Origin of the sequence: Stenotrophomonas sp. Ste96 (assembly GCF_024519495.1) — a bacterium.
Classification (GTDB): Bacteria; Pseudomonadota; Gammaproteobacteria; order Xanthomonadales; family Xanthomonadaceae; genus Stenotrophomonas; species Stenotrophomonas bentonitica_A.
The window spans coordinates 517180-543368 of sequence record NZ_JALJRX010000002.1; the positions used below are offsets into that span (position 1 = coordinate 517180).

At 68.7% G+C, this 26189-nt stretch carries 17 protein-coding genes and 1 pseudogene; all 18 read right to left on the reverse strand.

Annotation, left to right across the window (positions count from 1 at the left end; all coding sequences use genetic code 11):
• A partial coding sequence (locus tag OC373_RS09100) for a methyl-accepting chemotaxis protein (protein WP_261997534.1) occupies window positions 1-1929 on the reverse strand: 1929 nt, incomplete at its 3' end.
• Window positions 1930-2316: 387 nt separating this feature from the next.
• Window positions 2317-4299, reverse strand: coding sequence for a chemotaxis protein CheA (locus OC373_RS09105; RefSeq protein ID WP_070427315.1), 1983 nt, complete (start codon window positions 4297-4299; stop codon window positions 2317-2319).
• Window positions 4300-4344: 45 nt separating this feature from the next.
• Complete coding sequence (locus OC373_RS09110) at window positions 4345-4710, reverse strand: response regulator (RefSeq protein ID WP_019182916.1); 366 nt, start codon at window positions 4708-4710, stop codon at window positions 4345-4347.
• Window positions 4707-5015 carry an STAS domain-containing protein gene (locus OC373_RS09115; protein WP_261997535.1) on the reverse strand — a complete coding sequence of 103 codons (309 nt, stop codon included), beginning with the start codon at window positions 5013-5015 and terminating at the stop codon, window positions 4707-4709. The genes OC373_RS09110 and OC373_RS09115 overlap by 4 nt, the downstream gene beginning before the upstream one ends.
• An 88-nt stretch (window positions 5016-5103) precedes the next feature.
• Window positions 5104-6255, reverse strand: coding sequence for a chemotaxis protein CheW (locus tag OC373_RS09120; RefSeq protein WP_261997536.1), 1152 nt, complete (start codon window positions 6253-6255; stop codon window positions 5104-5106).
• A complete protein-coding gene (locus OC373_RS09125) occupies window positions 6252-7034 on the reverse strand; it encodes a ParA family protein (protein ID WP_070427596.1) in 783 nt (260 codons plus the stop codon). Before OC373_RS09125 ends, OC373_RS09120 begins: the two co-directional genes overlap by 4 nt.
• Window positions 7035-7204: 170 nt before the next feature.
• Window positions 7205-8050, reverse strand: a pseudogene (gene motD / locus OC373_RS09130) (flagellar motor protein MotD); the annotation flags it as partial.
• A gap of 1 nt (window position 8051) precedes the next feature.
• A complete protein-coding gene (locus OC373_RS09135; RefSeq protein WP_019182911.1) occupies window positions 8052-8792 on the reverse strand; it encodes a flagellar motor protein in 741 nt (246 codons plus the stop codon).
• A 79-nt stretch (window positions 8793-8871) separates the two neighbouring features.
• Entirely contained in the window at window positions 8872-10716 is a 1845-nt protein-coding gene (locus OC373_RS09140; protein ID WP_261997538.1) for a chemotaxis protein CheA, read from the reverse strand.
• Between the two features lie 5 nt (window positions 10717-10721).
• Window positions 10722-11336 (reverse strand): protein phosphatase CheZ, encoded by a 615-nt coding sequence (locus tag OC373_RS09145; RefSeq protein ID WP_070427319.1) that lies wholly within the window; start codon window positions 11334-11336, stop codon window positions 10722-10724.
• On the reverse strand, window positions 11336-11728 hold the full coding sequence (gene cheY, locus OC373_RS09150) for a chemotaxis response regulator CheY (RefSeq protein WP_019182908.1): 393 nt from the start codon (window positions 11726-11728) through the stop codon (window positions 11336-11338). Before cheY ends, OC373_RS09145 begins: the two co-directional genes overlap by 1 nt.
• A gap of 16 nt (window positions 11729-11744) precedes the next feature.
• Window positions 11745-12491, reverse strand: a complete 747-nt coding sequence (locus OC373_RS09155; RefSeq protein WP_261997539.1) for an RNA polymerase sigma factor FliA — start codon at window positions 12489-12491, stop codon at window positions 11745-11747.
• Window positions 12488-13375 carry a MinD/ParA family protein gene (locus tag OC373_RS09160; RefSeq protein WP_019182906.1) on the reverse strand — a complete coding sequence of 296 codons (888 nt, stop codon included), beginning with the start codon at window positions 13373-13375 and terminating at the stop codon, window positions 12488-12490. The genes OC373_RS09155 and OC373_RS09160 overlap by 4 nt, the downstream gene beginning before the upstream one ends.
• The gene (gene flhF / locus OC373_RS09165; protein ID WP_261997540.1) at window positions 13362-15092 is read right to left on the reverse strand and encodes a flagellar biosynthesis protein FlhF; all 1731 of its coding nucleotides are present in this window, start codon (window positions 15090-15092) and stop codon (window positions 13362-13364) included. Before flhF ends, OC373_RS09160 begins: the two co-directional genes overlap by 14 nt.
• A 149-nt stretch (window positions 15093-15241) precedes the next feature.
• Window positions 15242-17323 (reverse strand): flagellar biosynthesis protein FlhA, encoded by a 2082-nt coding sequence (gene flhA, locus OC373_RS09170; RefSeq protein WP_026070046.1) that lies wholly within the window; start codon window positions 17321-17323, stop codon window positions 15242-15244.
• 17 nt (window positions 17324-17340) lie between these two features.
• Window positions 17341-18471, reverse strand: coding sequence for a flagellar biosynthesis protein FlhB (gene flhB / locus OC373_RS09175; RefSeq protein WP_070427320.1), 1131 nt, complete (start codon window positions 18469-18471; stop codon window positions 17341-17343).
• A gap of 54 nt (window positions 18472-18525) precedes the next feature.
• Window positions 18526-19887, reverse strand: a complete 1362-nt coding sequence (locus OC373_RS09180; RefSeq protein WP_261997541.1) for a hypothetical protein — start codon at window positions 19885-19887, stop codon at window positions 18526-18528.
• Window positions 19884-26186 carry an AAA domain-containing protein gene (locus OC373_RS09185; protein ID WP_261997542.1) on the reverse strand — a complete coding sequence of 2101 codons (6303 nt, stop codon included), beginning with the start codon at window positions 26184-26186 and terminating at the stop codon, window positions 19884-19886. Before OC373_RS09185 ends, OC373_RS09180 begins: the two co-directional genes overlap by 4 nt.
• Window positions 26187-26189 lie beyond the last annotated feature (3 nt).

The window sequence follows — 26189 nt, forward strand, 5'->3', positions numbered from 1 at the left end:
TTCCTGCGAGGCCGCGGAAATCTCGGCCATGATGTCGGTCACGCGCTGCACCGAGGCCACGATTTCGCCCATGGTCGCGCCGGCCTGGTTGACCAGCTGCGAGCCTTCGGCAACCTTGCCGACCGATTCGTCGATCAGGCCCTTGATCTCCTTGGCCGCACCGGCCGAACGCTGGGCCAGGGTGCGCACTTCCGAGGCGACCACGGCGAAACCACGGCCCTGCTCGCCGGCACGGGCCGCTTCCACCGCGGCGTTCAATGCCAGGATGTTGGTCTGGAAGGCGATGCCGTCGATCACGGTGATGATGTCGGCGATGCGGCGCGAGGAGGCATCGATCTCGTGCATGGTGCTGACCACGCGGCCCACCACGTCACCGCCCTGCGAGGCGACCGAGTGCGCGCCGATCGCAAGCTGGTTCGCCTGACGGGCGTGTTCGGCGTTCTGGCGCACGGTGGAGGTCAGTTCCTCCATCGACGCGGCGGTTTCTTCCAGGTTGGCGGCCTGCTGCTCGGTACGGCGCGACAGGTCGTTGTTGCCCGAGGCGATCTCGCCGGCCGCGGTGCTGATGCTGGAGGAGGCCTGCTGGATGCGGCCGACGATACGGGTCAGCTGGGCGACCGTGGTGTTGGCATCATCACGCATCGAGGCGAACACACCGCGGAACTCACCCTGCATGCGGGCGGTCAGGTCGCCGTTGGCGATCGACTGCAGCAGGTGCGACAGCTGGGACAGGTTGCCGTCGGCGACCTGCATCATGGTGTTGAGGTGCTCGATCATGACCCGGAAGTCGTGGTCGAAGCGCGTCGCATCGCCACGCTGGGTGAAGTCACCGGCCGCGGCCGCCTGGGCGAGCGCCTGGATCTGGGTATTGATCGCCAGCAGGCTGGCTTTGGCCGCATCCATCGATTCGTGCAGGATCGCGCGGCTGCCGGGCAGGCGGCGGGCATCGGGCGAAAGGTCGCCGGCGGCGTACTGGTTGAGGACGTTGATCGCGTCCTTGATCGCATCCAGGTGCTCGAAGATCACCGTATTGATGCCGACGGCCAGCTGGCCGTACACGCCGGGGAAATCTTCCGGGATGCGGTGGCTGATGTCCGGGCCGGCGTGCATGTCGACCATCTGCTGGGTCTGCTCGGAGAAGCGGCGCAGCATCACGGTCATGTCGCGGGTGGCGGCCAGCATCTTGCCCGCTTCATCCCTGCTCGTGGCCTGGATGTTGACCGACAGGTCACCACGGGCGACCGACTGGATGGCGTGCACGGCCTGGCCCAGCGGGCGGGTGATGGCGCGCGAGATGACCACGCCCATCACGGCGGCCAGCAGCGACAGCAGCACGATGCAGCCGATGATCGCGTAGACGCTGTTCTGGTGGGTAGCGTTGGCCGTCTCGATGCGGCTGGCCATCACCCCGTTGCTGAACTCCCCCAGCTCCTTGAGCGCGGCGAACAGGGCGCGGCGTGCCGGGCGGGACTGCTCATCGGAAATCTGCTGGGCGGTGACGCCGTCGCCGGCGGCGATGGCTTCCTTGATCAGGCCGTTGGCCTTGAAGTAATCGGCGGTGCGCGCGGCGACCACGTCATACAACTGGCGTTCCTTGTCGCCGGCCGGCAGTGCGGCATATGCGGCCAGCTCGGCATTGACGACCTTGCCGGTGTCGGCCATGCGCTTGTCGTAGTCGGCAACCGACTCGGGTTTGTCGAGCACGGTCAGCTGCGCCATTTCGTAGGTGCGGAACTCGCCGAGCTGCGCGCGCACTTCGCCCAGGTGCTGCACCGAGGGAATGTCGTTGGTGCTCATCGCGCGCAGCTGTGCGTTGGCCTCGCCCAGGCGGACCAGGGCGAAGCTGCCCAGGGCCAGCGTCATCAACGTGGTGAGGGTGAACCCTACCGCCAGCTTGCGGGCGATGGGCAGGTCGTGGAACCACTTCATGGTTGAAACTCCGGGCAGGGCAGTGGCGCACAGCCGTGGGGTGCTGGGCGGAATCAGCGGGGTGGGAGAGGGTGGAGCGCAGGCGCGAGCCGGTTGCCGTGGTCGCTACTTCGGATAGCGGCGTCGATCCGTTGCAACTTGATAGTGCGGCGTCACATTTTTTTCACGAGCCCAGCTGCGGTTCATCGGCCGCCGATGGTTGCTGTTGCAAGGGTTGCGGGCGGATGGGCCGTACCGTGGCGAACGGTTGGCAGGACAACCACGAGGGCGAGGCGCTCGATGAAGTTCACACTTTCCGGCCCATGCGCATGGGACCGAGCGCCCACGAACGAACGCCGCCGCTCCCGGGGGAGCGGCGGCGTCGGGACCAACGCGATGGCAGCGGCGTTACGCGGCCTGCGGCACCTTGAGCGAACGCACGAGGCCGCCGATGTCCACGATCAACGCGACCCGGCCATCGCCCAGGATTGTTGCACCGGACACGCCGCTGATCCGCCGGTAGTTGTTCTCGATGTTCTTGACTACCACCTGCTGCTGGCCGACCAGTTCGTCCACTTCCAGCGCGATCTTCTGGCCATCGCCCTCGACGACGACCACCAGCGGATCGTCCAGCGCGCGCCCGCCGTAGCCGTAGTACTCGCTGAGCGAGAGGATCGGCAGGTACTCGCCGCGGACGCGCAGCACGCGGCCTTCGCCCGCCATGGTGCGCACATCGTCGGCCTGCGGCTGCAGGGCTTCGAGGACGTAGGCCAACGGCAGGATCAGGGTTTCGCCGGCCACCGAGACGGTCATGCCGTCCAGGATCGCCAGCGTCAGCGGCAGGCGGATCAGCACGCGGGTGCCGTTGCCGGCCTGGCTTTCCAGCTGCACCTCACCGCCCAGTGCCTGGATGTTGCGGCGGACCACGTCCATGCCGACGCCACGCCCCGACAGATCCGTGACGGCATCGGCGGTGGAGAAGCCCGGCTGGAAGATCAGGTCCCAGACCTGCGCGTCGGTGGGGTTGTCCGGCACGCTCAGGCCACGCTCGAGCGCCTTGGACAGGATCTTGTCGCGGTTCAGGCCGCGGCCGTCGTCGCTGACTTCGATCACGATGTGCCCACCCTGGTGCGAGGCGGCCAGCGTGATCGTGCCGGTTTCGTCCTTGCCCGCCTCGCGACGCACGTCCGGCATTTCCAGGCCGTGATCGATCGAGTTGCGGACCAGGTGCACCAGCGGGTCGGCGATCTTTTCGATCAGGCCCTTGTCCAGCTCGGTGCCTTCGCCGATGGTGCGCAGGCGCACGTGCTTGCCCAGGCGCGAAGAGAGATCGCGGACCAGGCGCGGGAAACGGCGGAACACCGCATCCACCGGCAGCATGCGCACGCCGATGACCGCTTCCTGCAGATCGCGGGTATTGCGTTCCAGCAGGTCCAGCCCGGTCAGCAACTGCTCGGCCTGTGCCGGATCCAGTGCGTGCGAGACCTGCTTGAGCATGGCCTGGGTGATGACCAGTTCGCCGACCAGGTTGATCAGCGCATCGACCTTGTCCACGCTGACGCGGATCGAGGTTTCAGCTTCGTGTGCGGCGGTGGCCGGTGCTGCTGCGGCCGGTGCGGCGGGAGCGATGGCGGGGGCGACGGCAGGCTTGGCCTCGGCCGGCGCGCTGGTGGCCAGGCTCGGCGGCGCGGCCGGACGGATGTCCAGTTCGCAGTCGTCCACGACCCAGGCAAAGGTATCTTCGATCTTGCTGCGCGGCACCTTGCCGACCAGCCCCAGGTCCCAGGCCAGGTGCGCTTCGAGCGGATCGAGCTGGTCGAAGCCGGGCAGGCGGTCCAGGCGCGCGGCAACCTGCAGCGAGCCCAGGTGTTCAAGCTCGCGGATGATGCGCAGCGGGTCGTTGCCGCTCATGAACAGCGACGGTGCCGGCACGAAGCCGATCTGCCACGCCTCGGGCGTGTCATCGACCTTGGCGGCGGCGACCGGCGCCACGGCGGCGGCCTGCCCGGAGAGCACCGCTTCCAGGCGCGCCTTGACCTCGGCAACCGCCTGCGGGTCTGCCGCCTGGCCGTGCTCGGCTTCACGCAGCAGGGCGCGCAGCACGTCCACCGAGGCCAGCATCGCGTCCACCGCGGCCGGCTCCAGCGCGCGCTTGCCGGCGCGCAGTTCGTCCAGCAGCGTTTCCAGCACGTGGGTCAGGGCGGCGATCGCATCGAAGCCGAACGTGCCGGCGCCGCCCTTGATCGAGTGCGCGGCGCGGAACACCGAGTTGATGATCTCCGGGTCCTGCTGGCCCGATTCGAGCGCCAGCAGGCCAGCTTCCATCGCATCCAGCCCCTCGCGGCTTTCTTCGAAGAAGGTGGCGTGGAAACGTTGCAGATCCATGCTCATGGTGCGGGGTGTCCGGTTGCGAGGGGAGGGAAAGGTGAAGCGGGATCAGCCCAGGACTTTCTGGACGGTGGCCACCAGCTGTTCCGGATTGAACGGCTTGACCAGCCAACCGGTGGCACCGGCGGCCTTGCCTTCGGACTTCTTGTCCGCAGCCGATTCGGTGGTCAGCATCAGCATCGGCGTGAACTTGTATTCGGCCAGCTGGCGCAGCTCACGGATCAGCGAGATGCCATCCATGTTGGGCATGTTGACGTCGGTGACCACCGCGTTGAAGCGTTGGCCCTTGGCACGCCCGAGGGCGACCGCGCCGTCTTCGGCTTCCTCGACGGAAAAGCCGGCCGAGGTGAGGGCGAAAGAGACCATCTGGCGCATCGACGCCGAATCGTCCACCACCAAGATACGTGCGCTCATGCAGCGTTCTCCACAGATTTCAGGTTGTCATGGGGTGCATCCAGGCCGAGGGCCTGGGTGACGCCGAGCAGTCGCGCGGCATCACGGAAGGTTGCGGTGCAACCGTGGAATCGGGTGGGATGCCCGGCCTTGCGGCGGGCCTCGACGAATGCGCACAGCACCTGCACCGAGGCGGTATGGATACGGCCGATCTGGCTGGCATCCAGCGTCAGATCGCCGGCCTGATCCACCAGGGGGGCCAAACGTGTTTTCAGCTCGGTGCTGGTCTCGATACCGAGATCATCACCCAGGGCCACAGTGCTCATCATTGCTCCGGACAAACGGTTCCGAGAGAGATAACGGCCCGAACCCACAAAGCTTTAGGGGCGGCGTGGGCGATCGCGTGGGTGCCGGTCAGTTCAGCAGCTGGGTCGCGTCCAGCAGGATCATCGGCTGGGCGCCGCACCGGGCCACGCCACGGAACAGGTCGTTGGAGATCTGGCAGATGCGGGCGGTATCGGGGGGCTCGATCTGGGAATCGGTGAGATTGGCGACATCCTCCACGGCCGATACGCGCAGGCCCATGGTCTCGCCGTTCTCCTCCAGCACCACGATGCGGGTGTTGGCGTCATTGCCGGCCGCACTGCTGCCCAGGTGGAGGCCCAGGTCCATTACCGGCACGACCTGGCCACGCAGGTTCATGATGCCCAGCATCGCCGGGGAGGTGCCGCGCAGCGGCAGCAGCGGCACGGGCAGGACCACTTCCTGGACCTTGAGCAGTTCAAGTGCGTAGGCCTGGGCGCCGCAGCGCAGGCGCAGCCAGCGCGAGGTGCGCTCGCTGGCACGGCGGTTCTCGCGCGGGCTGGAGGCCGGGTCGCGTGCCTGGCGCTGCAGCTCTTCCCAGCTGCCGGGCCGGCTCTGTGCCAATGAGGGCGTGCCGGCACGGGCGCTGGTCGCCGCCGGCATGGGCGGCATCGAGGGCATCTGCCGGGCAATCGGCGCGCGGGCCGCTGGCGCGGCGGCGGGTGGCGCGACAGGCTCGGGCAATTCGGCTGGCGTGCTGGCGCCTGCGGGCATGGGATCGGTTTCGTAGACGACCTCGGGCGGCAGGTCGTTCCAGCTGGGGCGCGCTTCTTCGGCGGGCGCGGGCATCGCGCCGCTGAGCAGCGGATCGTTGCGCAGTTCGTCGAGCAGGTCGTCGAATCCCGGTGCAGGCGCTCTGATGGCAACCGAGGCTGCCTCGGCGTCCAGTGCAGCGCCCGCGGTGGGCAGCGTCATGGCGCCGCTCAGCAGCGGATCGTCGCGAAGCTCATCGAGCAGGTCACGGAAGCCTGGCGGGACAACCGGGTCGTCTGCCGCCGGCGCTGTACCAGCGGCGGTCTGTTCGTCGGTCGCCGGCGCCGCGTCGGCGCTGGCCGTTTCGACAGTCGCAGGCGCGGCGTCGAGGCCGCCGGTCGCTTCGACGCTGTCGGCCGTCGCGACGGCCACCGGTGACGCTGCCGGCGGCGGCATCGCGTCGCCAAGCAGCTGCTCCAGGTAATCGTCGATCACGCCGGCGGTGTTCATGCCGCGCGCTCCATCTGCTGTGCATCGTCGGCCAGGATCCATTCCAGCGCGCGGCGATACGCGGCCAGGCCACGGCCGGGGTAATCCTCCGATTGCGGCGGCACGGTCAGGCTGGCGGCATTGCAGATGCGGGTATCGACCGGAATCGCGTCTTCCCAGACGCGATGGCCATGCTTGTCCTGCATCAGCTTGACGGTCTCGTTGCCGGCGCGGGTGCGGCGGTCGAACAGGGTCGGCAGGATCGACATCGGCAGCGCGCGGCGGCGCGAGCGCTCAACCATCTCGCCGGTGCGGACCATGCCATCCAGGCCATGCAGGGCGAGTGGCTCGGCCTGGGTCGGGATGATCAGGCGGTCGGCTGCGGCCAGTGCGTTGATCATCAACAGGCCCAGCGTGGGCGCGCAGTCCAGCAGGATGTAGTCGTGCTGGCCCTGGTGACGGCCGAGCGCGTTCTGCAGGGCCAGGCCGAGGCCCGGCTGGTTGGCGCTGCGCCGTTCCAGCGTGGCCAGTGCCGCCTGTGCGCAGACGTAGTCCAGGCCCGGGATGTCGCTGTGGCGGGCGAGGGTGGGCAACTCGGCCGGCGGCGTGGCGAACAGCTCCAGCACACCCTGCGGCGGCGGATCCAACGGCACGCCGAAGGCGCGGGTCAGCGAGGAATGCGGATCCAGATCGATCAACAGCACGCGGTGGCCCTGCGTGGCCAGGCCGCGGCCGAGTGCGAGCGTCGTGGTGGTCTTGCCCACGCCGCCTTTCTGATTGGCAACAGCCCAGATACGCATGCGGTTCACTCCTTCATTGCGGGCGGAACGGCGGCGCCAACGCGGCTGCCGGCCGGCACCGGTGGCAACTGCACCGGTGCGATGGGGGTAACGGGGGTAACGGGGTTGCCGGCGCTGGACGCCTTGGCGGCATCGGTGGCGTCGGCGTCGGCGCTGAGGCGGTCGGTAATCGGGTCGATGCTCTGCGCCGTGTCGGCCAGGATGATCACCATCACCCGCCGGTTGCGGTTGCGGCCTTCGGCGCTGGCATTGTCTTCGCGCGGGCGGAACTGGCCGTAGCCGACCATCGCCAGGCGTGCCGGCTGCAGGCCCTGGTCGGCGAACAGGTGCACCACGCTTGCCGCGCGTCCGGCCGAGAGCTCCCAGTTGGAGGGGAACAGCGAGGTGGCGATCGGGATGTTGTCGGTATGGCCTTCCACGCGTACGCCGTTGGGCGCGTCACGCAGCACTTCGGCCAGCTTGGAGAGGGTGTCGCGCGCGTGAACATCCAGCGTGGCCGAGCCGGTCGGGAACAGGATGTCGCTGTTGATCTCCACCTCGATCCACAACTCGGTGCGGCGCACGGTGATCATGCCGCGTTCGATCAGCGGTGCCAGGGTGGCGGTGAGCTTGTCGGCGATGCCGTTGAGCTGGCGCTCGGCACGCTGCAGCTGTTCCTGGTTGCGGATCGAGACCGGCATGCGCATCTGCGAGGCCATCGCCGGCAGCAGGGTCGGGTCGTTGCTCGGTGCTGGTGCGGAGGGGCCGATCCGGTTTCCGGCCTTGATCACCGACGGGCTGTCCCAGCCACCGCCCTGGACCTGCTGGTTGCCGACCTGCACCGGGTTGATCGTGCGCGGCGCGCCACCGAAGGCGGTGGTCAACGCGTCGGCCATGATCCGGTACTTGCCTTCGTTGAGCGAGGAGATGGCGTACATCACCACGAAGAAGGCGAGCAGCAGCGTCATGAGGTCGGCGTAGGGGATCGCCCAGGCCTCATGGTTGGCGTGCTCTTCGTGGTGCCTGCGGCGGGCCATGTCAGTGCAGGAACCCGGACAGGTTGGTTTCGATGTTGCGCGGGTTCTCGCCCTGGGCGATGGAGATCAGCCCTTCGATGATCATCTCGCGGTCGCGGCTGTTGTGATGGATCACGCTCTTGAGCTTGGCCGAGACCGGCAGGAACAGCAGGTTGGCCGAGGCGATGCCGTAGATGGTGGCGGTGAACGCCGCGGCGATGCCATGCCCGAGCTTGCTCGGGTCGGCCAGGTTCTTCATCACCGCGATCAGGCCGAGCACGGCGCCGATGATGCCCAGGGTCGGGGCGTAGATGCCCATGCCCTCGAACACCTTGGAGGCGGCCAGGTCCTGGCTTTCCTGGCTGCTCAGTTCAATTTCCATCATGTGCCGGATGGTCTCCGGCTCCACGCCGTCCACCAGCAGTTGCAGGCCTTTGCGCAGGAACGGATCGTCCTGCGCATCCACCTGCGCTTCCAGGCCGAGCAGGCCCTGGCGGCGGGCGATGTTGCTCCATTCCACGATCTGCTGGATCAACTGGCGACGGTCACTGCTCGGCGGCCGGATCACCCAGCGCACGATCTTGAACGCATGCTTGAAGACTGCCGGCGAGGTGTGCAGCAGGATCGCGGCGATCGTGCCGACGATGACGATCACGAAGGCGGCCGGCGACCACAGCGACGCCAGACCGGCTCCCTTGAGGATGCTGCCGCCGACCAGCGAGGCCAACGCGAGGAATAGTCCAATGAGGCTGAGTCTGTCCATGGGTCCGTTATCGGCTTGTATGAATGGGACTTGAGACGCCGAAGGAATCCAGTGATGCGGCGGTCACACTTTCACGCGGTCAATCGTGGTGGGTGCGCAGTCCATCCACGTCCAGGATCAGCGCCATCCGGCCATCGCCGATCAGGGTGGCACCGGCATAGCCGCGCAGGCCACGCAGCGCCTTGGGCAGGGGTTTGATCACCACTTCCTCGCGGCCGCGCACCTGGTCGACCACCAGGCCGAAGCGGGCTTCGCCGGCCTGCAGCACCACGATGGTCAGCAGCGAGGAGGGCATCGGCTCCACATCCAGCCAGTGGCGCAGATCGACCAGGGCCAGCGTGTGCGACTTGCGGTCCAGCACGGCGCGGCCATCGAACCAGCCCAGCGAGCTGTTGGGCGCATGCAGCACCTCCATTACGCGGGCCAGGGGCAGGGCGTAGACGTCTTCGCCGGCCTGCACCAGCAGGGTCGGCAGGATCGCCAGGGTGAGCGGCACGCGGATCATGAAGCGGCTGCCACGGCCCAGTTCGGACTGGATCTGGATCTGGCCGCTCAGCTCGCGGATGCGCGACTGGACCACGTCCATGCCCACGCCGCGGCCGGAGATGTCGGTGACCTGCTGTTTGGTGGAAAAGCCGGGCAGGAACACCAGGTGCAGGCATTCTTCGCTGCTCAGGCGAGCCGCCGCTTCCGGATCGATCAAGCCTTTCTCGCGCGCCTTCTGGCGCAGGCGTTCGGGATCGATGCCGGCACCATCGTCCTGCACCTCGATGCTGACGTAGTCGCCTTCCTGCTGGGCCGACAGGCGCACGTGGCCGCTGCGCGGCTTGCCCTGGGCTTCACGCAGCTCCGGCATTTCCACGCCGTGGTCGATCGCGTTGCGGACCAGATGCACCAGCGGATCGGCCAGTGCTTCGACCAGGTTGCGGTCCAGCTCGGTTTCGGCGCCGATCAGTTCCAGCTCGACTTCCTTCTTCAGCGAGCGTGCGACATCGCGGGCCACCTTGGGGAAGCGCGAGAACACCTTGCCGACCGGCTGCATGCGGGTGCGCATGACCGCCGACTGCAGGCGCGCGGTGGCGATGTCCAGCGTGGACACCGCGCGGTCGAGTTCTTCATCGTGCAGGCGCGCACGCAGGGTCTTGAGGCGGTTGCGCGAGAGCACCAGCTCGCCGATCAGGTTGACGATCGCATCCAGGCGCTTGGTATCCACGCGCACGGTGTGTTCGGCTTCGGCGACCGGTTTGGCCGGGGCCGGCTTGGCGTTCGGCGCCGCCGGGGCGGCCACGGCGCGCGGGGCCGCGGCGGGCATGGGCGCAGCGGCAATGGCCTTGGCACCGGGAACGGCGCCGCCGTGCAGCTGGTCAAGCAGGGCTTCGAACTCGTCTTCGCCAATCAGGCCGTCGTCCTTCTTCGACACGGCCACGGCGGTCGGTGCGGCGTCGCCATGCAGCTGGTCGAGCAGTGCTTCGAACTCATCATCGGTGATCAGCTCGCCGCCGCCACTGCCGGCGCTGGCGGCAGCGGCGGGCGTCGGGGTGGCCGGACCGTTGACGTCGAACTGGGCAATCAGTTCCGGCGGGGCATAGCCCGGCTCGGTTCCGGCCGAGACCGAATCCAGCATCGACTGCAGGTAGTCCAGCGACTGCTGGGCCGCATCGAAGTGGTGCGCCTGCAGCGTGGCCTGGCCCGAACGCGCCATGCCGAGGGTTTCCTCGGCCGCGTGGCACAGCTCGACCATCGCCTGGATGCCGAGGAAGCCGGCACCGCCCTTGAGCGTGTGGAAGCCGCGGAACACGGCGTTGAGCTGGTCGGCGTCCTGGGGCGCCTGCTCCAGCGACACCAGCTGTTCGCCGAGGCGGTCCAGGATTTCCTGGGCCTCGAGGATGAAGTCGGCAGCGATATCGTCTGGAACAGCACTCATGATCGTTACAGTCCCAGGTCCGAGAGCAGGTCGTCGGCGTCGTTCTGTGACACCGCATGGCGATCCAGGCCGTTCACGGCCGGGCCGGCCAGGCCGTTGTTGTCGCGCTTCTTCTCGTCTTCCTGCGGCGGCAGGCCGAGCGCACCGAAACCTTCATGCACGCGGCGCACGATCCCCACCACGCGGCGGATGATCTGGCCGGTGAGGTCCTGGTAGCTCTGCGTCAGCGCGATTTCGGTGAGGTTGTGGCGGATCCGGTCGAGCTGTTGGCCCTGGTCGGGCGTCAACCCGTTGGCGCGCAGCTGTTCGGTGAGCGAGCGACACTCCTCGGCCAGGTCCAGCGTGCGGTGGGTGGCCTGTTCGGTCATCGCCACCACGTGGTCCAGGCGCGCGCAGGCGTCATCCAGTTCGCCGGCTTCGCTGGGCAGGCTGGGCAGCTCGCCCAGGGCCTGGCCGAGTTCGCGGGCCAGGCGGTTCAGGCCAGCCATCATCGGCTGCGTGCGCAGCGCGGCGAGGGCGTCGATTTCCCGGCGCCAGCCGGCTTCGTCGCCACTTTCCAGCGCGGCCAGGGCATCCTGCAGGCGCTGCACCAGCGCGGATTTGTCGCTCAGGGTCTCCATCAGGCGCTCGCTGCCAGGCGTTCGAAGATCTTGCCGAGCTTCTCTTCCAGGGTCTGTGCGGTGAAGGGCTTGATGATGTAGCCGTTCACACCGGCCTGGGCCGCTTCGATGATCTGCTCGCGCTTGGCTTCGGCGGTCACCATCAACACCGGCAGGGTCTTGAGCTTGGCATCGGCACGCACGGCCTTGAGCAGGTCGATGCCGGTCATCACCGGCATGTTCCAGTCGGTGACCACGAAATCGAACGGCTGGCTCTGCAACATCGCCAGCGCGGCATGCCCGTCCTCGGCTTCGGCCGTATTGGTGAAGCCCAGATCGCCCAGCAGGTTCTTGACGATACGACGCATGGTCGAGAAGTCGTCGACGATCAGGATACGCATGTTCTTGTTCAAAGCACTTTCCTCGATTTCAATGGTTCTCGAGGCCGGCGTCGGCCGCCTCGAAGATCTTCAGCCGGCCCCGCAGGCGCAGCACGGCCTGGCCATGGATCTGGCACACGCGCGATTCGCTCACACCCAGTACGGCGCCGATCTCTTTCAGGTTCAGTTCCTGCTCGTAGTACAGCGACAGGACCAGCTGTTCGCGCTCGGGCAGCAGGCCGATCGCGTTGCCCAGCTCGCGCCCGAACTCGCCGCGTTCCAGCACCTGCTGCGGGGTCGGGCCGCCTTGGGCGACGGTGTCCAGCTCGCCCTGGTCTTCGATCCGCGATTCCAGGCTCAGCACCTGGCCGCGCGAGGCGTCTTCCATCAGCCGCAGGTAATCCGGCAGCGGCATGTCCATCGCGGCCGCAACTTCGGTGGCGATGGCGGCGCGGCCGGTGCTCTGCTCGAGGCGACGGATGGTGGCGGCGGCATCCCGGGCACGGCGATGCACCGAGCGCGGCACCCAGTCGCCCCGGCGGATCTCGTCGATCATCGAGCCGCGGATGCGGATCGAGGCGTAGGTCTCGAACGAGGCGCCCTGGTCGGCGTCGTAGCTGCGCGAGGCCTCGATCAGGCCCATCATGCCGGCCTGGATCAGGTCGTCCACTTCCACGCTCGCCGGCAGGCGTGCGGCAAGATGGTGGGCGATCCGCCGGACCAGGTCCGAGTGCTGGGCAATGCACTCGTTGGCCGCGGTCCGCTGGACCTCTTTGTATTGTGCTGCGCCCTTCATACCGTCACCCCGCGTTGCTTGAGGATGCGTTCCAGGAAGAACTCGACCCCGCCACGCGGCTCGGTCGGGGCCTGCCAGCGGGCGGTGCGGCGCGCGATCTCGGTCAGCGCCAGGGCGGCCGGGCTCGACGGGTAGGCCTTCACCACCGGCTGCTGGCGCTGCACCGACAGGCGCAGCCAGTCATCCTGCGGCACGCAGCCCAGGTAGTTCAGCGAGACATCGGCGAGGAACTTCTCGCACACGCGGGATAGCTTCTCGTACAGCACGCGGCCTTCGTTCGGGTCACGGACCATGTTGGCCACCACCTGGATCCGGTCCACGCCGCGCTCGCGCGAGAGCACCTTGATCAGGGCGTAGGCATCGGTGATCGAGGCCGGCTCGTCGCACACCACCACCACGGTGTCCTGCGCGGCCTGGCAGAAGGTGAGCACGCCATCGGTGATGCCGGCGGCGGTGTCCACGATCATGATGTCCAGCTCGCGCTCGAGCTCGGAGAACACATTGACCAGGCCGACGTGTTCGGCCGGCTGCAGTTCGGCCATGTGGCGGCGGCCGGAGGCGGCCGGGACCACCAGCACGCCGCCGGGGCCTTCCATGATCACTTCTTCCAGCGTGCAGCGCCCGGCGACCAGGTCGGCCAGGGTCACCTTCGGCTGCAGGCCCAGGATTACGTCGATGTTGGCCAGGCCGAGGTCGGCGTCCAGCAGCAGCGTGCGTTTGCCCATGTCTGCCAGCGCCACGGCCAGATTGGCCGAAACGTTCGTTTTGCCCACGCCGCCCTTGCCGCCGGTGACGGCGATGGTGCGGACCGGGCCCAGCGGCTGGCTTCGGGTAGCCGACAACGGGAAGGTCTTGGTCAGCTTGGCGTACTCACGCGACGGCATGGTTCAACTCCGGGTTGCAGGGCATATCGGCCGCGCGGCGCAAATCTTCAAGGCGAAGTACAAGATTGGCCGCACTGGCACGGTGCAGGTCTTCAGGAACGTCCTGGCCATCGGTGACCCAGGTGATCGGCAGGCGGTGGTCCACGGCCACCGACAGGGCGCTGCCGAAGCGGCCGGTCTCGTCCAGCTTGCTCAGCACCACGCCCTGCGGGTTGGCGGCGCTGAAGCGGCGGACCACCTCGTCCATGTCGCCGAAGCTGGTGTTGGCCGGCAGCACCAGCAGGGTGCGGATCTGCTGGGCCGCGCGCAGCCACTGCAGCTGGGCGGCCAGGGCGCGGTCACGCGGGCCCAGGCCCGCGGTGTCGATCAGGACCAGCTTGTAGTCCTTCAGGCGCTCCAGCAGTTGGTTCAGATCGCTGCCGCTGCTGGCCTCATGGACCGCGATGCCGAGCTGCCGGCCGAAGCCGTACAGCTGCTCGCGGGCGCCGATGCGGCCGGTATCGGTGGTGACCAGGGCGACATCGCGGGCCGCATGCGCCTCGGCGAAGCGCGAGGCCAGCTTGGCGATGGTGGTGGTCTTGCCGGCGCCGGTGGGGCCGACCAGGGCGATCACGCCGCCGGCGTCGAGCGGGTCGACCGGGGCGATGGGCAGCTTTTTGGAGAGCAGGCCGAGCATCAGCCCGCGGCCGCGGTGGGCTTCGGTGTCCAGCGGAATCTGCATGGCCACGTCGCGACTGATGCCGGCATCGAAGCCGTACTCGTCCATCAGGTCCAGTGCGGCAGCGCGGACCGGCGAGCCGCGCAGGCGTTCGTCGGTGAAGCGGTTCATCTCGCGCTCGATGACCTGGCGCATGCCGGCCACTTCGTGACGCAGCTGGCGGATCTCTTCGTCATCACGCTGCACCACCACCAGTTCGGCGGCCGGCTGCGGTTGGGCCTGGGCCGGTTCGGCGACAACGGCCGGCGCCGGGTTTTCGGCACGCGCCTGGGCGGCCGTGTCCGGCGCTGCCACGACGCTCTCGGCCGCGGGCAGGGCCGGCGGCACGGTGACGCTGACCGGCAGCGGCGGCATCGCCACGGCGGCGGCCGGCACGTGCATCTGGAAGTGCGGTTCGTCGTCCATCGGCGGGTCGATGACGAAGCGCGCGCGGTTGATCGGCGGGTTCACGGCCGCCACGGCGGGCTCGGCGACAAGCGGCTCAGGCTGCAGCAGCGCTGGCGACGCGGCCGCGGCCTGCTCGACATTGAACGGCGCGAAGATCTGCTCCGGCAGCGACGGTTCGTTGACGGCCGGGCCGACGCTGGCACGGGCCAGGGTGGCGGCGAAGCCACTGCTGCCCGGCGGCGGCACGATCTCGTTGGCGGTATCCAGGGTGCGACCGGTGGCGCCGACGGCGGCGCGGGCCAGCGCGGCGACGGCCGAGGTGGTCGCGGCCACCGGCTCGGGCGCGGCGACCGGGGCCCTGCGGCGGGTCACGGCGGCGATCACGGCATCGGCGGCGCTGCGCGGGCGCGGCACCGGCGGTGGGGCCACGTCCTTGCGGGCCGCTTCCAGCGCACGCTGCACGGCGCTTTCGTCATAGTTGGCCGCCGCCACGATTTCGACACCTTCCTCGATCCGGCGGTTGGACAGGATCACTGCGTCCGGTCCGTGTTCCTTGCGCACCAGGTTCATGGCCGAGCGCATATCGGAGGCGACGAAGCGTTTGATTTTCATGCTGTGGTACCGGGACTGGGGCGGCGGAGTCGTGGAAGGGAAACGCTGGTTGTCGGTGGTCTGCACGGTCAGGGAGTCCCTTTATTTCCTGCTGCGGTGAAATCGAATGAGGTGTCTGTTTTCTGTCGCGGTACCGTCGGGCGCCCGGCTCAACTGATCGTGCCGACCAGCTTCAACCGTTTGTCCTCGGGCACCTCGCTGTAGGCGAGTACGGACAGCGAGGGGACGCTGTGGCGTACCAGCCGTGCCAGCGCCGCACGTACCGGGCCAGGCACCAGCACGACCGCGGGCTCGTTCTTCGCTTCCTGCTTGCCGACACATTCGGCCAGGCTTTGATGCAGTCGCTCGGCGAGTCCGGGTTCCAGCGCGGCGCCGTTGCCCTGCGTGGACTCCTGCAAGACCCGTTCCAGTTGCGGGTTGAGGGTGAACACCGGCAGCTCCGGCGACATCCCGGCGATCTCCTGCACGATGAAACGGCCCAGCGCGTTGCGCACGGCAGCGGTGAGCACGGCCGGGTCCTGGCTGGTCGGCGCGCTTTCCACCAGCGATTCGACGATCTTGCGCAGCTGGCGGATCGGGATGCGCTCGATCAGCAGGTTCTGCAATACCCGCACCACGGCCGACAGCGGCAGCGACTTGGGTGTCAGGTCTTCGACGAGCTTGGGGGCGCTCTTGGCCAGGTTGGCCAGCAGCTGCTGCACTTCCTCGTGGCCGAGCAGCTCCGGGGCGTGCTCGCGGATCAGGTGCGACAGATGGGTGGCGACCACGGTGGCCGGGTCGACCACGGTGTAGCCCATCGATTCGGCATTGGCGCGCTGGTGTGGCTGGATCCAGGTGGCATCCAGGCCGAAGGCGGGGTCCTTGCCGGCAATGCCTTCCAGCGTGCCCAGCGCACTGCCCGGGTCCAGCGCGAGTTCGCGGTCGGGATGGATCTCCGCGGTGGCCACCGGCACCCCGTGGATCAGCAGGCGGTACGCGGTCGCCGGCAGTTCCAGGTTGTCGCGGATATGCACCGAGGGAATCAGGAAGCCGATGTCGTGGGTGAGCTTGCGGCGCACGCCCTTGATCCGGGCCATCAGCTCGCCGCCCTGGTTCTTGTCCACCAGCGGGATCAGCCGGTAGCCGACTTCCAGGCCGAGCGGGTCGACCGGGCGCAGTTCGTCCCAGGTCAGCTCGGCGGTGGGCGAGGGCGCTGCACCGGGCAGGCCGAGGGTGTCGGGGCGATTGGCGGCCGGGGAATCAGCCGCCGCGGCCTGGGCGGTGCTCTTCTTCCACGCCTTCCAGGCGATAAAGCCCAGGATGGCGGCCAGCGTCAAGAAGGCGACGTTGGGCATGCCCGGGACCAGGCCGACGACTGCAAGGATCGCCGCGGCGATGGTCAGTGCGCGGTACTGGCCGAATACCTGGCCCATCATGGCCTGGGCCATGTCCTGAGAGCGCGAGGCGCGGGTGACCAGCATGGCCACCGCCGAGGACACCAGCAGGGCCGGCAGCTGGGCCACCAGGCCGTCACCGATGGAGAGCAGGGTGTAGGTCGCGGCGGCATCGCCGAAGGGCATGCCATGCTGCAGCACGCCGACCGCCAGGCCGCCGACCAGGTTGATGAACAGGATCAGGATGCCGGCGATCGCATCGCCGCGGATGAACTTGCTGGCACCGTCCATTGCGCCGTAGAAGTCGGCTTCCTCGCGGACCTCCTCGCGGCGGGCCTTGGCCTCTTCACGCGTCAGCAAACCGGCGTTGAGATCGGCGTCGATCGCCATCTGCTTGCCGGGCATGGCATCGAGGATGAAGCGTGCGGTCACTTCGGACACGCGGCCGGCGCCCTTGGTGATCACCACGAAGTTGATGATGGTCAGAATCGCGAACACCACGATGCCGACCGCGTAGTTGCCGCCGATGACGAACTCGCCGAACGAGGCGATCACCTTGCCGGCGGCCTCGTGGCCGTTCTGGCCGTGCAGCAGGATCACGCGGGTGGAGGCCACGTTCAGCGCCAGCCGCAGCATGGTGGTGATCAGCAGCACGATCGGGAAGATGGTGAAGTCCAGCGGGCGCTTCACATAGACCACCGCCAGCAGCACCATCAGCGAGATGGCGATGTTGAAGGTGAACAGCGCGTCCAGCACGGGCGGCGCCAACGGCACCACCACCATCGCCAGCAGGGCCAGCACGATCAGCGGGGCACCCAGCCCGTGGCGGATCATGTCCAGCGCGCGGCGCGCGTTCATGCCGGCCGGCTGCGCGCTCATGGGCGGCCCCCCTTGCCGAATTCATCGATGTCGATGCTGGGCGCTGCCGGCATCGGGCCGGTCTGCCAGCCGCGCAGCTGGTAGACATAGGAGAGCACCTGGGCCACGGCCGAATACAGTCTCACGGGAATTTCCTTTCCAAGTTGACCTTCCCGATACAAGGCGCGTGCCAAAGGCGGCGCGGAGACGATGGCGACCTTGTTGCCGTCGGCCACCTCACGGATGCGCAGGGCGGTTTCATCCACGCCCAGGGCCACCACGGTGGGCGCCCCCATCTTTCCGCCTTCATACTTCAGGGCGACCGCGTAATGGGTGGGATTGACCACCACGACATCGGCGGTGGGCACCGCTTCCATCATCCGGCGGTTGGACATCTGCTGCTGCAGCTGGCGGATGCGGCCCTTGACCTCCGGGCTGCCCTCGCTTTCCTTCATTTCGCGGCGCAGCTCTTCACGGGTCATCTTCAATTTGCGCATCCAGTTCCAGCGCTGGTAGGGGGCATCGATGGCGGCCAGCAGCATCATTGCGCCGCCGGTGGCGAGCATGAGCTTCAGGGTGAAGCCCAGGCCGTGGATCATCGCGGCCTCCAGTGGCTGGTTGAGCAGGTCACGCAGCGAGCGGATGCCGTGCCACACCACCAGCCCGGCGGCGGTGCCGACAAAGGCGATGCGCAGCAGGGACTTGGTGAACTCGGCAATCGCTTCCGGGCCATACAGGCGCTTCATGCCGGCCATCGGGCTGAGCCGCTTGAAATCGGGCATCAGCGATTTGTTCGACCAGCGCAGCCCGCCCATCGCCACTGGCGAGAGGAAGCAGGCCAGCAGACAGATCACGAGCAGCGGCCACATCGCCACCAGCAAGCGCAGCATCAATTCGCCGAAGTGCCCGAACAACGCCTGGGGATGCAGGCGCAGCCCCGGCTCGGGGCTCAGCGCGACCTGCATCCAGGTCTTGGCGTTGCGGGCGATGGTGCCGGAGAAGGCCATCAGCGCCAGCACACCGGCACCGAACACAGCCGCCGTCGCCAGCTCACGCGAACGCGGGATGTTGCCCTGTTCCCGGGCATCGCGCAGGCGTTTTTCGGTGGGTTGCTCGGTCTTTTCGCCGGCTTGTTCGTTCTCGGACATGGGCTGCACGACACGGGGGATTACCCGGGGGCTTGCAAGAACCGTTCCGTGACGTCAGATCGAGCCGCTGCGCGCGTGCGACACCGGCACCTGTCCGGACGGCGTCGCGGTGGCGATGGCCTCCTTCAAGGGCACCTCACCCACGCCCAGCGCCCGTTCGACCACCAGCTCAGTGCCTTGACCGTGCAACAGCGCCTGCAGCCGTCCGAACTCGCCGCACCACAGGGTTTCGATGTCGCGGTCGCGGCTGCGGTCACGGTCGGCCGCCAGCGCCACGGCCCGGACCTGCAGGCGCCCACCGTCGGCCTGGCCGCCTACTTCAACGCCATAGCCGGGGGTGGCGGCTTTCTTGAGCACCACCGCGCCATTGTCCTGCCATGCGGTGGCCATGCCTTCGCGCACTTCATAGCCGAGGCTGGCCAGGCCGTCGAGTACGGCCTGGCGCCGGGAAACTGCCGCCAGCGCCTGCTGGTGGCTGGCAAGGGCGGTGTCGCACTGCTGGGTCAGCGCGGTCAGCAGCGGTAGCGCGGTGGCGGTACTGCACGCGCCCACCTGGGCCAGCAACGGCGCATGGTCAAGCGGGTCCAGTGCCCCCAGCCTGCTGGCCACATCCTGCAGCCGCTCCAGCTGCACGCGGCGCTGGGCGAACGCGGCCGAGGCGGCGGCCAGTTCCAGAACCAGGCTGTCCAGCAGCAGGTTGCGCCGCTGCGGAGCGGTTTCCTGCTCGGCGTGGTGCAGCGCCTCCAGGTAGGGCGCGGCGACTGCCGGGCCTTGCAGTACCTGCAGTTCGGCGATGTAGCGGTCCACGCGCAGCAGGCGCGCCTCGCGTCCGGGGTCGGCGGGCTGCGCGGCGGCCCAGTCGGCCAGCGTGGGGATGGGCGCCGAGGTCTGCAATGCGGCAGCCAAGGCGCGCTGGCCGTCGCTCAGGGTTGTCTGCTCCTCCGGGGGCGCAAGGAGGGCGAAGGCACGGGCCAGCACCGCCTCTGCGTCAGCACCGGCGTGACCGTCGGCCAGTGCCCGTAGCGCCTGCAGCAGGCCCGCGTCTGCATCGACGGGTCGATCCTGCAGCGTTTTGAGCACGGCCGCCGCGTTGTCGCGCTGCCGCCGCTGCTGCTGGCGGCCCGCCGCGGCGCGGTCTACAGCGCGCGCCTCGCGGTCGCGGGTGTCGGCCTGCAGGAAGGCGATTTCGGCCTCGATCAATTGCGCATACCGTGTGTTGTCGCTGTCTGCCAGCAGTGCCTGCAGCGCCTGGCGGCGTGCCGTGACGGCGGCCACGGCCGAGGCGTCACGCTCGCCGACCTGCTCGCACTGCGCCTGCCAGCGCGCAACCGCCTGGTCCAGCCGGTGCAGCATCGCTTCGCGCAGGGCCAGCAGTTCTTCGGCAGTCACGATGCGGACGACTTTGGGACCACTCATGGCAGGGTTTCCGGTTGCATGGGGGGAGGCGGGGGCGGCACCGGGGCGGGGGCCATGGCTGCCTCGATGGCAACGCGCAGGCGTGCCCGTTCTGCCTCGCCGTCGTGGTACCAGGCATGCGAGGACACCCGGTGGATGCCGCCGATGGCGCGACGCAGGACCGAGGGTCGCCAGATTTCCCGGGCGCGGGCATGCGCCAGCAGCGGGTGGCTGGGCGCGTCGCACTCGATGCCGATGGCGAAGTTGCCGGTGTCGGGGTGTTCGATGGCGAAGTCCAGCCCGAATGCGTCGCCTTCGCTGGCGGCGGCCGCATTCCATCCCAGCGACTGCAGGTAGGCACCGACGATCTGCGTGAACCCGTCGGCGCGCGCCGCGTGGGTGCGGTTGGCCACGCTGCGGTCGGTCTGCAGGCGATCCAGCAGCCGTGCGCTGCCGTCGAACTCGCCGGCACACAGGGCGCGGGCGTACTCCAGGTAACCCTGCAGGTAGTCGCGCGGGCTGGCCGGGGCGCGCTGGGTGTTGAACAGGTCGGAGATGTCGGCGATCGGCATCGAGGTGATCATCACCACCCGTTGCCGGGCGCGGGTGACGGCCACGTTGAGGCGGCGCTCGCCGCCGGTCTGGCCGAGCACGCCGAAGTTGCGCCGGAAGGTGCCCTGCGCGTTGCGGCCGAAGGTGGAGGAAAACACGATGATGTCGCGCTCGTCGCCCTGTACGTTTTCCACGTTCTTGACGAAGACCGCCATGTCCTCGCCGTCTTCGCTGCGCTCGCGTTCCTCGGCGAATGCGGCGCGGAAGGCGGCATCCTGCCCGGCGCGCTGCTCCAGGTGTTCCTCGATCAACTCGGCCTGCTTGCGATTGAAGGTGACCACGCCCACCGAGGGGCGCACGGCATAGGGCTGTTGCCACAGTTGGGCCAGGTACTCCACCACACGCGCCGCTTCGGCAGGGTTGCTCTGGTGCTGGTACACACCGTCGACCTGGATCAGTTCCAGCGGCTTGATCCGCGCGATGCTGCTGCGCGGATGACGTACCGGCACGTTGAGCCGGTTGCCGTAGAAGGCCGCATTGGAGAAGCCGATCAGTTCGCGGTACGCCGAGCGGTAGTGGATCTGAAGCGTGGTGCTGGGCAGGGCATTGCGGGCCAGCTGCAGCAGGTCCGGGCAATCCTTGATCTCGCGCCGGTTCCAGGTTTCCTCGAAGGCGTCGCGCTGCTCGGCATCGACCTCGGCGTCGGGCTCGTCGCCATCGAAGACCTCTGCTTCATCGCTTTCCACCCGGCTGGAGAAGAAGGCGGTGGGCGGCATCTGCTTTTCATCACCGCTGACGACCGTGACCCGGCCACGGAACAGCGTGGGCAGGGCGAACTCGACCGGCATCTGCGAGGCCTCGTCGTAGATCACCGTGTCGAAGAGCCCCGCCTGCAGTGGCAGCACGCGGCTGGCCACGTCCGGGTTCATCAGCCAGACCGGGCGCAGGTGCATCAGGCCCAGTTCGCTGCCCAGCTCGATGAACTCGCGCAGGCGGCGCGACCGGCGCCCGGTCAGCCGGGTGACGTCTTCCCACTGTTTGCGGTTGCCCAACGGCTGCAGGTCGATGTGGGTGCCCAGCATCTGGCGGTTGAGCCGGCGCATCTGCTGGTCGGCCACGGCCAGGCTGGCGACCTTGGCCTGGGTTTCATCCTGGCCGAACTGCAGCGCCGGGTTCGCCTGCTCCATGCGGTGCTTCCAGCCCAGCCGTGCTTCGCGATGCAGCAGGCGGCGCACGGCCGGCTCCAACGCGTCGCTGGCAAGAGTATCCAGCTGCGGTTGCAGCTGGCGCAGCAGTGCCAGCAGCTCCAGGTCTGCGCTTGACAGCTGCCCGGCGCGCCCGCGGAAGGGCTGGTAGGCAGCCAGATGGGGCAGGGCATCGTGCAGGTGCTGCAGCGCCTGGGCGTTGCTGTGGTTGTGGGCGATGGCGGCGGCCAATGCATCGACCAGCGCCTGCTCCAGCCAGTCGGCCAGCAGTGCGAGCTGCTGCGCGCTGGCATGGCGGGCGGCATGCCGGGCGAGCGAGGCATCCAGGTCCTGCAGCAGTGCGTCCAGGTGCGCGCGGTCGCCCGCCAGGGCTGCGTCGTCCGCCTGCTGGGGGCGCGGCGACTGCGCCAGCGCTTGGGCAAGTGCCTGTACATCCAGCAGTTGGCGCCCGCTGGCGCGTGCCATCGGGCCCAGCGCGATGCCGGTCTGTTGGTCAACCGGGTCCAGCGCCAGCTGCTGGTGCAGGCCGGCCAGTTCGGTGCGCAGCGGGCGCAGGCGCGCTTCCAGCGTCGCGGCGGCCAGCAGTGCTGCGGTGCCCGCTTCCCCCATCGCATGGGACTGCGCCTGCAGGACGCGGTTCACCCGTTGCCGGCGCAGCAGGTGCAGCGGGTTGATGCGCGCCAGCAGGCCACGCGCGCCCAGCACGCGCGCGGCATCGCGCTGCAGCTGCGCAAGCATGCGCTCGTCGACGCTGGCGAGCGCCGGTGACAGCGTGCTGGAGTAGGCGTCAAGGTCGAGCGCCGCCACCGCCTTCTCGATCTGCTGCAGCCGGTCCAGCGCAATGTCGCCGTGACTTGGCTGGCCCGCGCGCGCGGTGCGGAACAGCGGCAGCCAGCGTGCCAGTCGGCTGCGTTGTGCGTCATCCAGGCCGAGCAGGGTCGCCACGTGCGCCGACTTCCAGGCCTGGTGCGGCGCGGGATCGTCCAGCTCGAAGCTGGCCGGGTGCGCCAGCAGGATCGCCTGCCGGTGCTGCTCGGCCGCAGTGAACGTCTGCAGGGCGGCAACGAACGCGGCGAGGGTGTCCGCGTCGGCCGCGAAGGGGCGCAGCTGCGCCAGCGGGCTGCCCTCGTAACGGGCCGGCAGCCACAACCGGATCAAGGGCGCGCAGGCTTCTTCGCGCTGTACCAGGGTGGGCAGGTCCAGTGCCAGCAGGCGTTGGCGCAGGGCGGGCAGGACCAGCGGGGGCGTACCGGCGTCCAGCGCGATCAGTTCGCCGAGCAGGCGCCGGTAGCTCAGCCCGGTGGCGTCGTCGATCTGGTGCAGGCTGTGCTGGTGGCGATCCAGTTCGCCTTCCAGTGCCTCGATCCGCGCGGCCACCTGCTGGCGCTGCTGCTGCCAGGCCGTTTGCGTGGCGCCGGCGGTGAACAGGGCATCGAGCTGCTCGCGGATGCTGCGGATGACCGGTTCGCGGTCGCGGTTGACGTCGTTGAGCATGACCACGCGCTGGCCCAGCCCTTCGGCCACCAGGCGCTTGTGCACCACTTCCAACGCCGCATGCTTCTGGCAGACGATCAGCAGGCTGCGTTGCCGGCCGATCGCGTCGGCCACCATGTTGACGATGGTCTGGCTCTTGCCGGTGCCAGGCGGGCCTTCGATCAACAAGCCCGGTCCCTGCCGTGCCTGCAGCACCGCCGCTTCCTGCGAGGGATCGCTGGCCACGGTGAAGTAGCGCTGCAGCTCCGGCGTGGCAGGCGGGGCCGTGCCGTCGGTGTCGGTCGGCGGTGCCAGCCGCAACGCGGTTTCGAGGCCGGTGCCGGACGGCGACAGAACCTTGAGCTGGCGCAGGTCTTCGCCGATGGCCTGGCCCATGAACGTGACATGGAAAAGTACCGCGGCGCACTCCAGTTCGTCCTGGTAGGGTGCCACCTCCACGCTGCTGGGGGGCAGGCCGACCAGGCTGCGCGAGCGGATCGTGGCCAGCATCCCGAAGGCATCCATCACATCGGCGGCGCGGATCGCCGAGCGTCCCAGCAGTTCGTCGGCGGTGCTGCGCCAGCGCTTGCAGGTTTCGGCCCCCAGCACGCTTTCAAGCGCAGGGTTGAGCCGTACTTCCTCGCGTTCGCCATCGAAGGCCAGCCCGACCTGGCCGCGCGTGCCCGGCTCCAGCAGCAGCGTGGCCGGCCACAGCAGCAGCGGAATGATGCGGGTGCGCGAGGTGCCGCGCGGGTCGCGGCTGAGCAGGAATGGAAAACCCAGATACAGCCCGTCGATGCCGGTGTCGCGCTTGTACAGCGCGCTCTGCCGTGCCAGGGCCATCAGGCGGGGCTCCAGCAGCGGGTTGCGCTGGAACGATTCGGGGTCCAGCTGCACGGCGCGCGCATTGCGTTGCAACAGGTGATCGAGCAGCGCGGCGGCGGGGCGCCGGGCGCTGTCCACGTCGTGCATGTCCACGCGTGCGGTGGTCTTGCCGATGCTCATGCGCACCAGCGGGCCGCGCATCACTGCGGTGACCACCTTCTTTTCGAAGAAGTCCAGGATCTGCGAGACGTACTGCTGCTTCTGCGGCTGCAGCCAGCGGCTGGCGGGCACGGCCAGCACCACCAGGGCGCGCGCCAGCGGCATGCGCCGTTCCAGCCGGAACTGCTCGGCCCAGCCATCCACCACCGGCAGGCCGGAGCGGGCGAAGCCCAGGATGCGCGCGTCCACGCTGCGATACAGCTCGGTACGCGGGTGCTGCAGCAGGGCCGCGGCTGCGTCGCTGTCGAAGGCGTCCAGACCGGCGCTTTCGGCGAGCGTGGCCGCCTCGGCAAGGATGGCCTCGGCGCTGCGGAACTGGCCGATTTCCGCGCTCAGCAATACGATCAGGTCTTCTTCGGCCACCACCCTGCGCTCGGCCAGCGACAGCAGCCCGGGATGCGCGGTGTCAGGCAGCAGGCGCTGGCGTTCCTGCCATTGCGAGGCCAGCTTGGCCCGCGAGGTGGACAGCAGGTAGACGCGCAGGGATTCCTCGACCAGGGCGATGTGCTGGTGCAGCGCGCGCTGGCGTACGCTTTCCTCGCGCCGCTTGAGCCTGCACAGCCAGTTGTCGGTCTGCAGGTGTTCCAGCAGGTCCGGTACCGAACCGCTGATCAGCCGGTAGCCCTCCAACGGGTGCTCAAGCAACCAGCCGGGTGTGACGATGTCGCCCCGATGGATCAACGGCATTTCCGGGTTGAGCACCTTCAACGCCAGCATCAGCCGGAAATCGTCCTCGATGCCTTCGTGGCGGGCAACCTGGCGCAGCCCCGCGACGCGGGTGGCAGGCAGGCCGACCTGCTCGGCCCAGGTGACGATCGCCCCGCGCAGCAGGTGGTCCAGCGCCTGGTCCCAGCCATCGGCCTGGGCGGCGGCCAGCGCGAACACGGCCGGGCGATGATAGCGGCGCGTGCCCAGCGGGAGGCTGGCGCCGTCGCCCTCATCGTGCGCCTGCTGCGCCGCCGGTGGCGCCGGCACGGCGATGCCGGCCAACCAGTCGGCCACCTGCGGCCATTGCCAGCGCTGGTGGCGGTCGCGGGCCAGCAGCCCGCGCAGCAGCAGCGCCAGCTCCGGGTCCAGCGTTTCCGGAATCGGGACACCATTGGCCAGCACGTGGATCAGGAACGCATTGGGATGGATGCCGTCGAAGCAGGCGCCGTCGGTGAGCTGTTCGAGCAGGATCATCCCCAGGCTCCACCAGTCCGACGCCGCTGCCACGCCACCGGCGATCGCCTCGGGCGCCATGTAGCGGCTGATCTCCAGGGGCGAGACGATGTCCAGGTCGAACTCGGACAACCGGGCCGAACCGAATCCGCTGATCACCAGGTCCAGTGGCGCGCGCGCCCGGACCAGCAGGCTGGCCGGGCGCAGGTCGCGGTGGCGCAGCCCCGCTTCGTTGAACGCATGCAGCGCCTGGCCCAGTTCGCTGACGATATGCCGGACCGCATCGCGGTCGCCGATCACGCTGCCCAGTTCGGCCAAGGTGCCACCGGTGAGCATTTCCACCACTTCAAAGGCGCGGTCATCCCAGCGCCCGGTGGCGATGATCTCCGGCACGTGCGCGCGGGGCAGGCGGCGGATCACATCGTAGATGGCCGGGTCGGGCTCGGCACCGGGGCGGTACAGGGTCAGCACGGCCTGCACCGCCGTGGTGGTGTGTTCGGTTTGGTAGCGGTCACGCACGCCGTCGGTGCTGCTGATCTGGCGCAGCAGCCGCCAGCCATCGATGACCGTTTCGCTGCTGTCGGCCACCGGAGGCGGCAGGTCCGCCGCCGCCGTCCCATCGGTCGCGCTGGCGCCGCAGTGCAGGCACATCAGGTCCCCGGGGGTCATCGGGTGGCCGTTGTCGCAGACCACCTCCGCGGCAACGGCGCCGACCGTCGATGCCTGCACCGCTGCCTGGGTGACCACGCTCTGCGGCCGCCAGCCATCGGGATGGATCGGCTCGCCGGCCAGATCCCAGCCGCACGCGTGCGCATCGACATGGCCTTCGCAGAACATCTCGGCCAGCGCGCGTTCGGTGTGGCAATTGGGGCAAAAACGAATCATGGA

Coding starts and splice junctions, on each gene's coding strand:
- OC373_RS09105 (WP_070427315.1), bottom strand. CDS start 4,299: ATGAGCATGGATCTGCAACGTTTCCACGCCACCTTCTTCGAAGAAAGC.
- OC373_RS09110 (WP_019182916.1), bottom strand. CDS start 4,710: ATGAGCGCACGTATCTTGGTGGTGGACGATTCGGCGTCGATGCGCCAG.
- OC373_RS09115 (WP_261997535.1), bottom strand. CDS start 5,015: ATGAGCACTGTGGCCCTGGGTGATGATCTCGGTATCGAGACCAGCACC.
- OC373_RS09120 (WP_261997536.1), bottom strand. CDS start 6,255: ATGAACACCGCCGGCGTGATCGACGATTACCTGGAGCAGCTGCTTGGC.
- OC373_RS09125 (WP_070427596.1), bottom strand. CDS start 7,034: ATGCGTATCTGGGCTGTTGCCAATCAGAAAGGCGGCGTGGGCAAGACC.
- OC373_RS09135 (WP_019182911.1), bottom strand. CDS start 8,792: ATGGACAGACTCAGCCTCATTGGACTATTCCTCGCGTTGGCCTCGCTG.
- OC373_RS09140 (WP_261997538.1), bottom strand. CDS start 10,716: ATGAGTGCTGTTCCAGACGATATCGCTGCCGACTTCATCCTCGAGGCC.
- OC373_RS09145 (WP_070427319.1), bottom strand. CDS start 11,336: ATGGAGACCCTGAGCGACAAATCCGCGCTGGTGCAGCGCCTGCAGGAT.
- OC373_RS09155 (WP_261997539.1), bottom strand. CDS start 12,491: ATGAAGGGCGCAGCACAATACAAAGAGGTCCAGCGGACCGCGGCCAAC.
- OC373_RS09160 (WP_019182906.1), bottom strand. CDS start 13,375: ATGCCGTCGCGTGAGTACGCCAAGCTGACCAAGACCTTCCCGTTGTCG.
- flhF (WP_261997540.1), bottom strand. CDS start 15,092: ATGAAAATCAAACGCTTCGTCGCCTCCGATATGCGCTCGGCCATGAAC.
- flhA (WP_026070046.1), bottom strand. CDS start 17,323: ATGAACGCGCGCCGCGCGCTGGACATGATCCGCCACGGGCTGGGTGCC.
- flhB (WP_070427320.1), bottom strand. CDS start 18,471: ATGTCCGAGAACGAACAAGCCGGCGAAAAGACCGAGCAACCCACCGAA.
- OC373_RS09180 (WP_261997541.1), bottom strand. CDS start 19,887: ATGAGTGGTCCCAAAGTCGTCCGCATCGTGACTGCCGAAGAACTGCTG.
- OC373_RS09185 (WP_261997542.1), bottom strand. CDS start 26,186: ATGATTCGTTTTTGCCCCAATTGCCACACCGAACGCGCGCTGGCCGAG.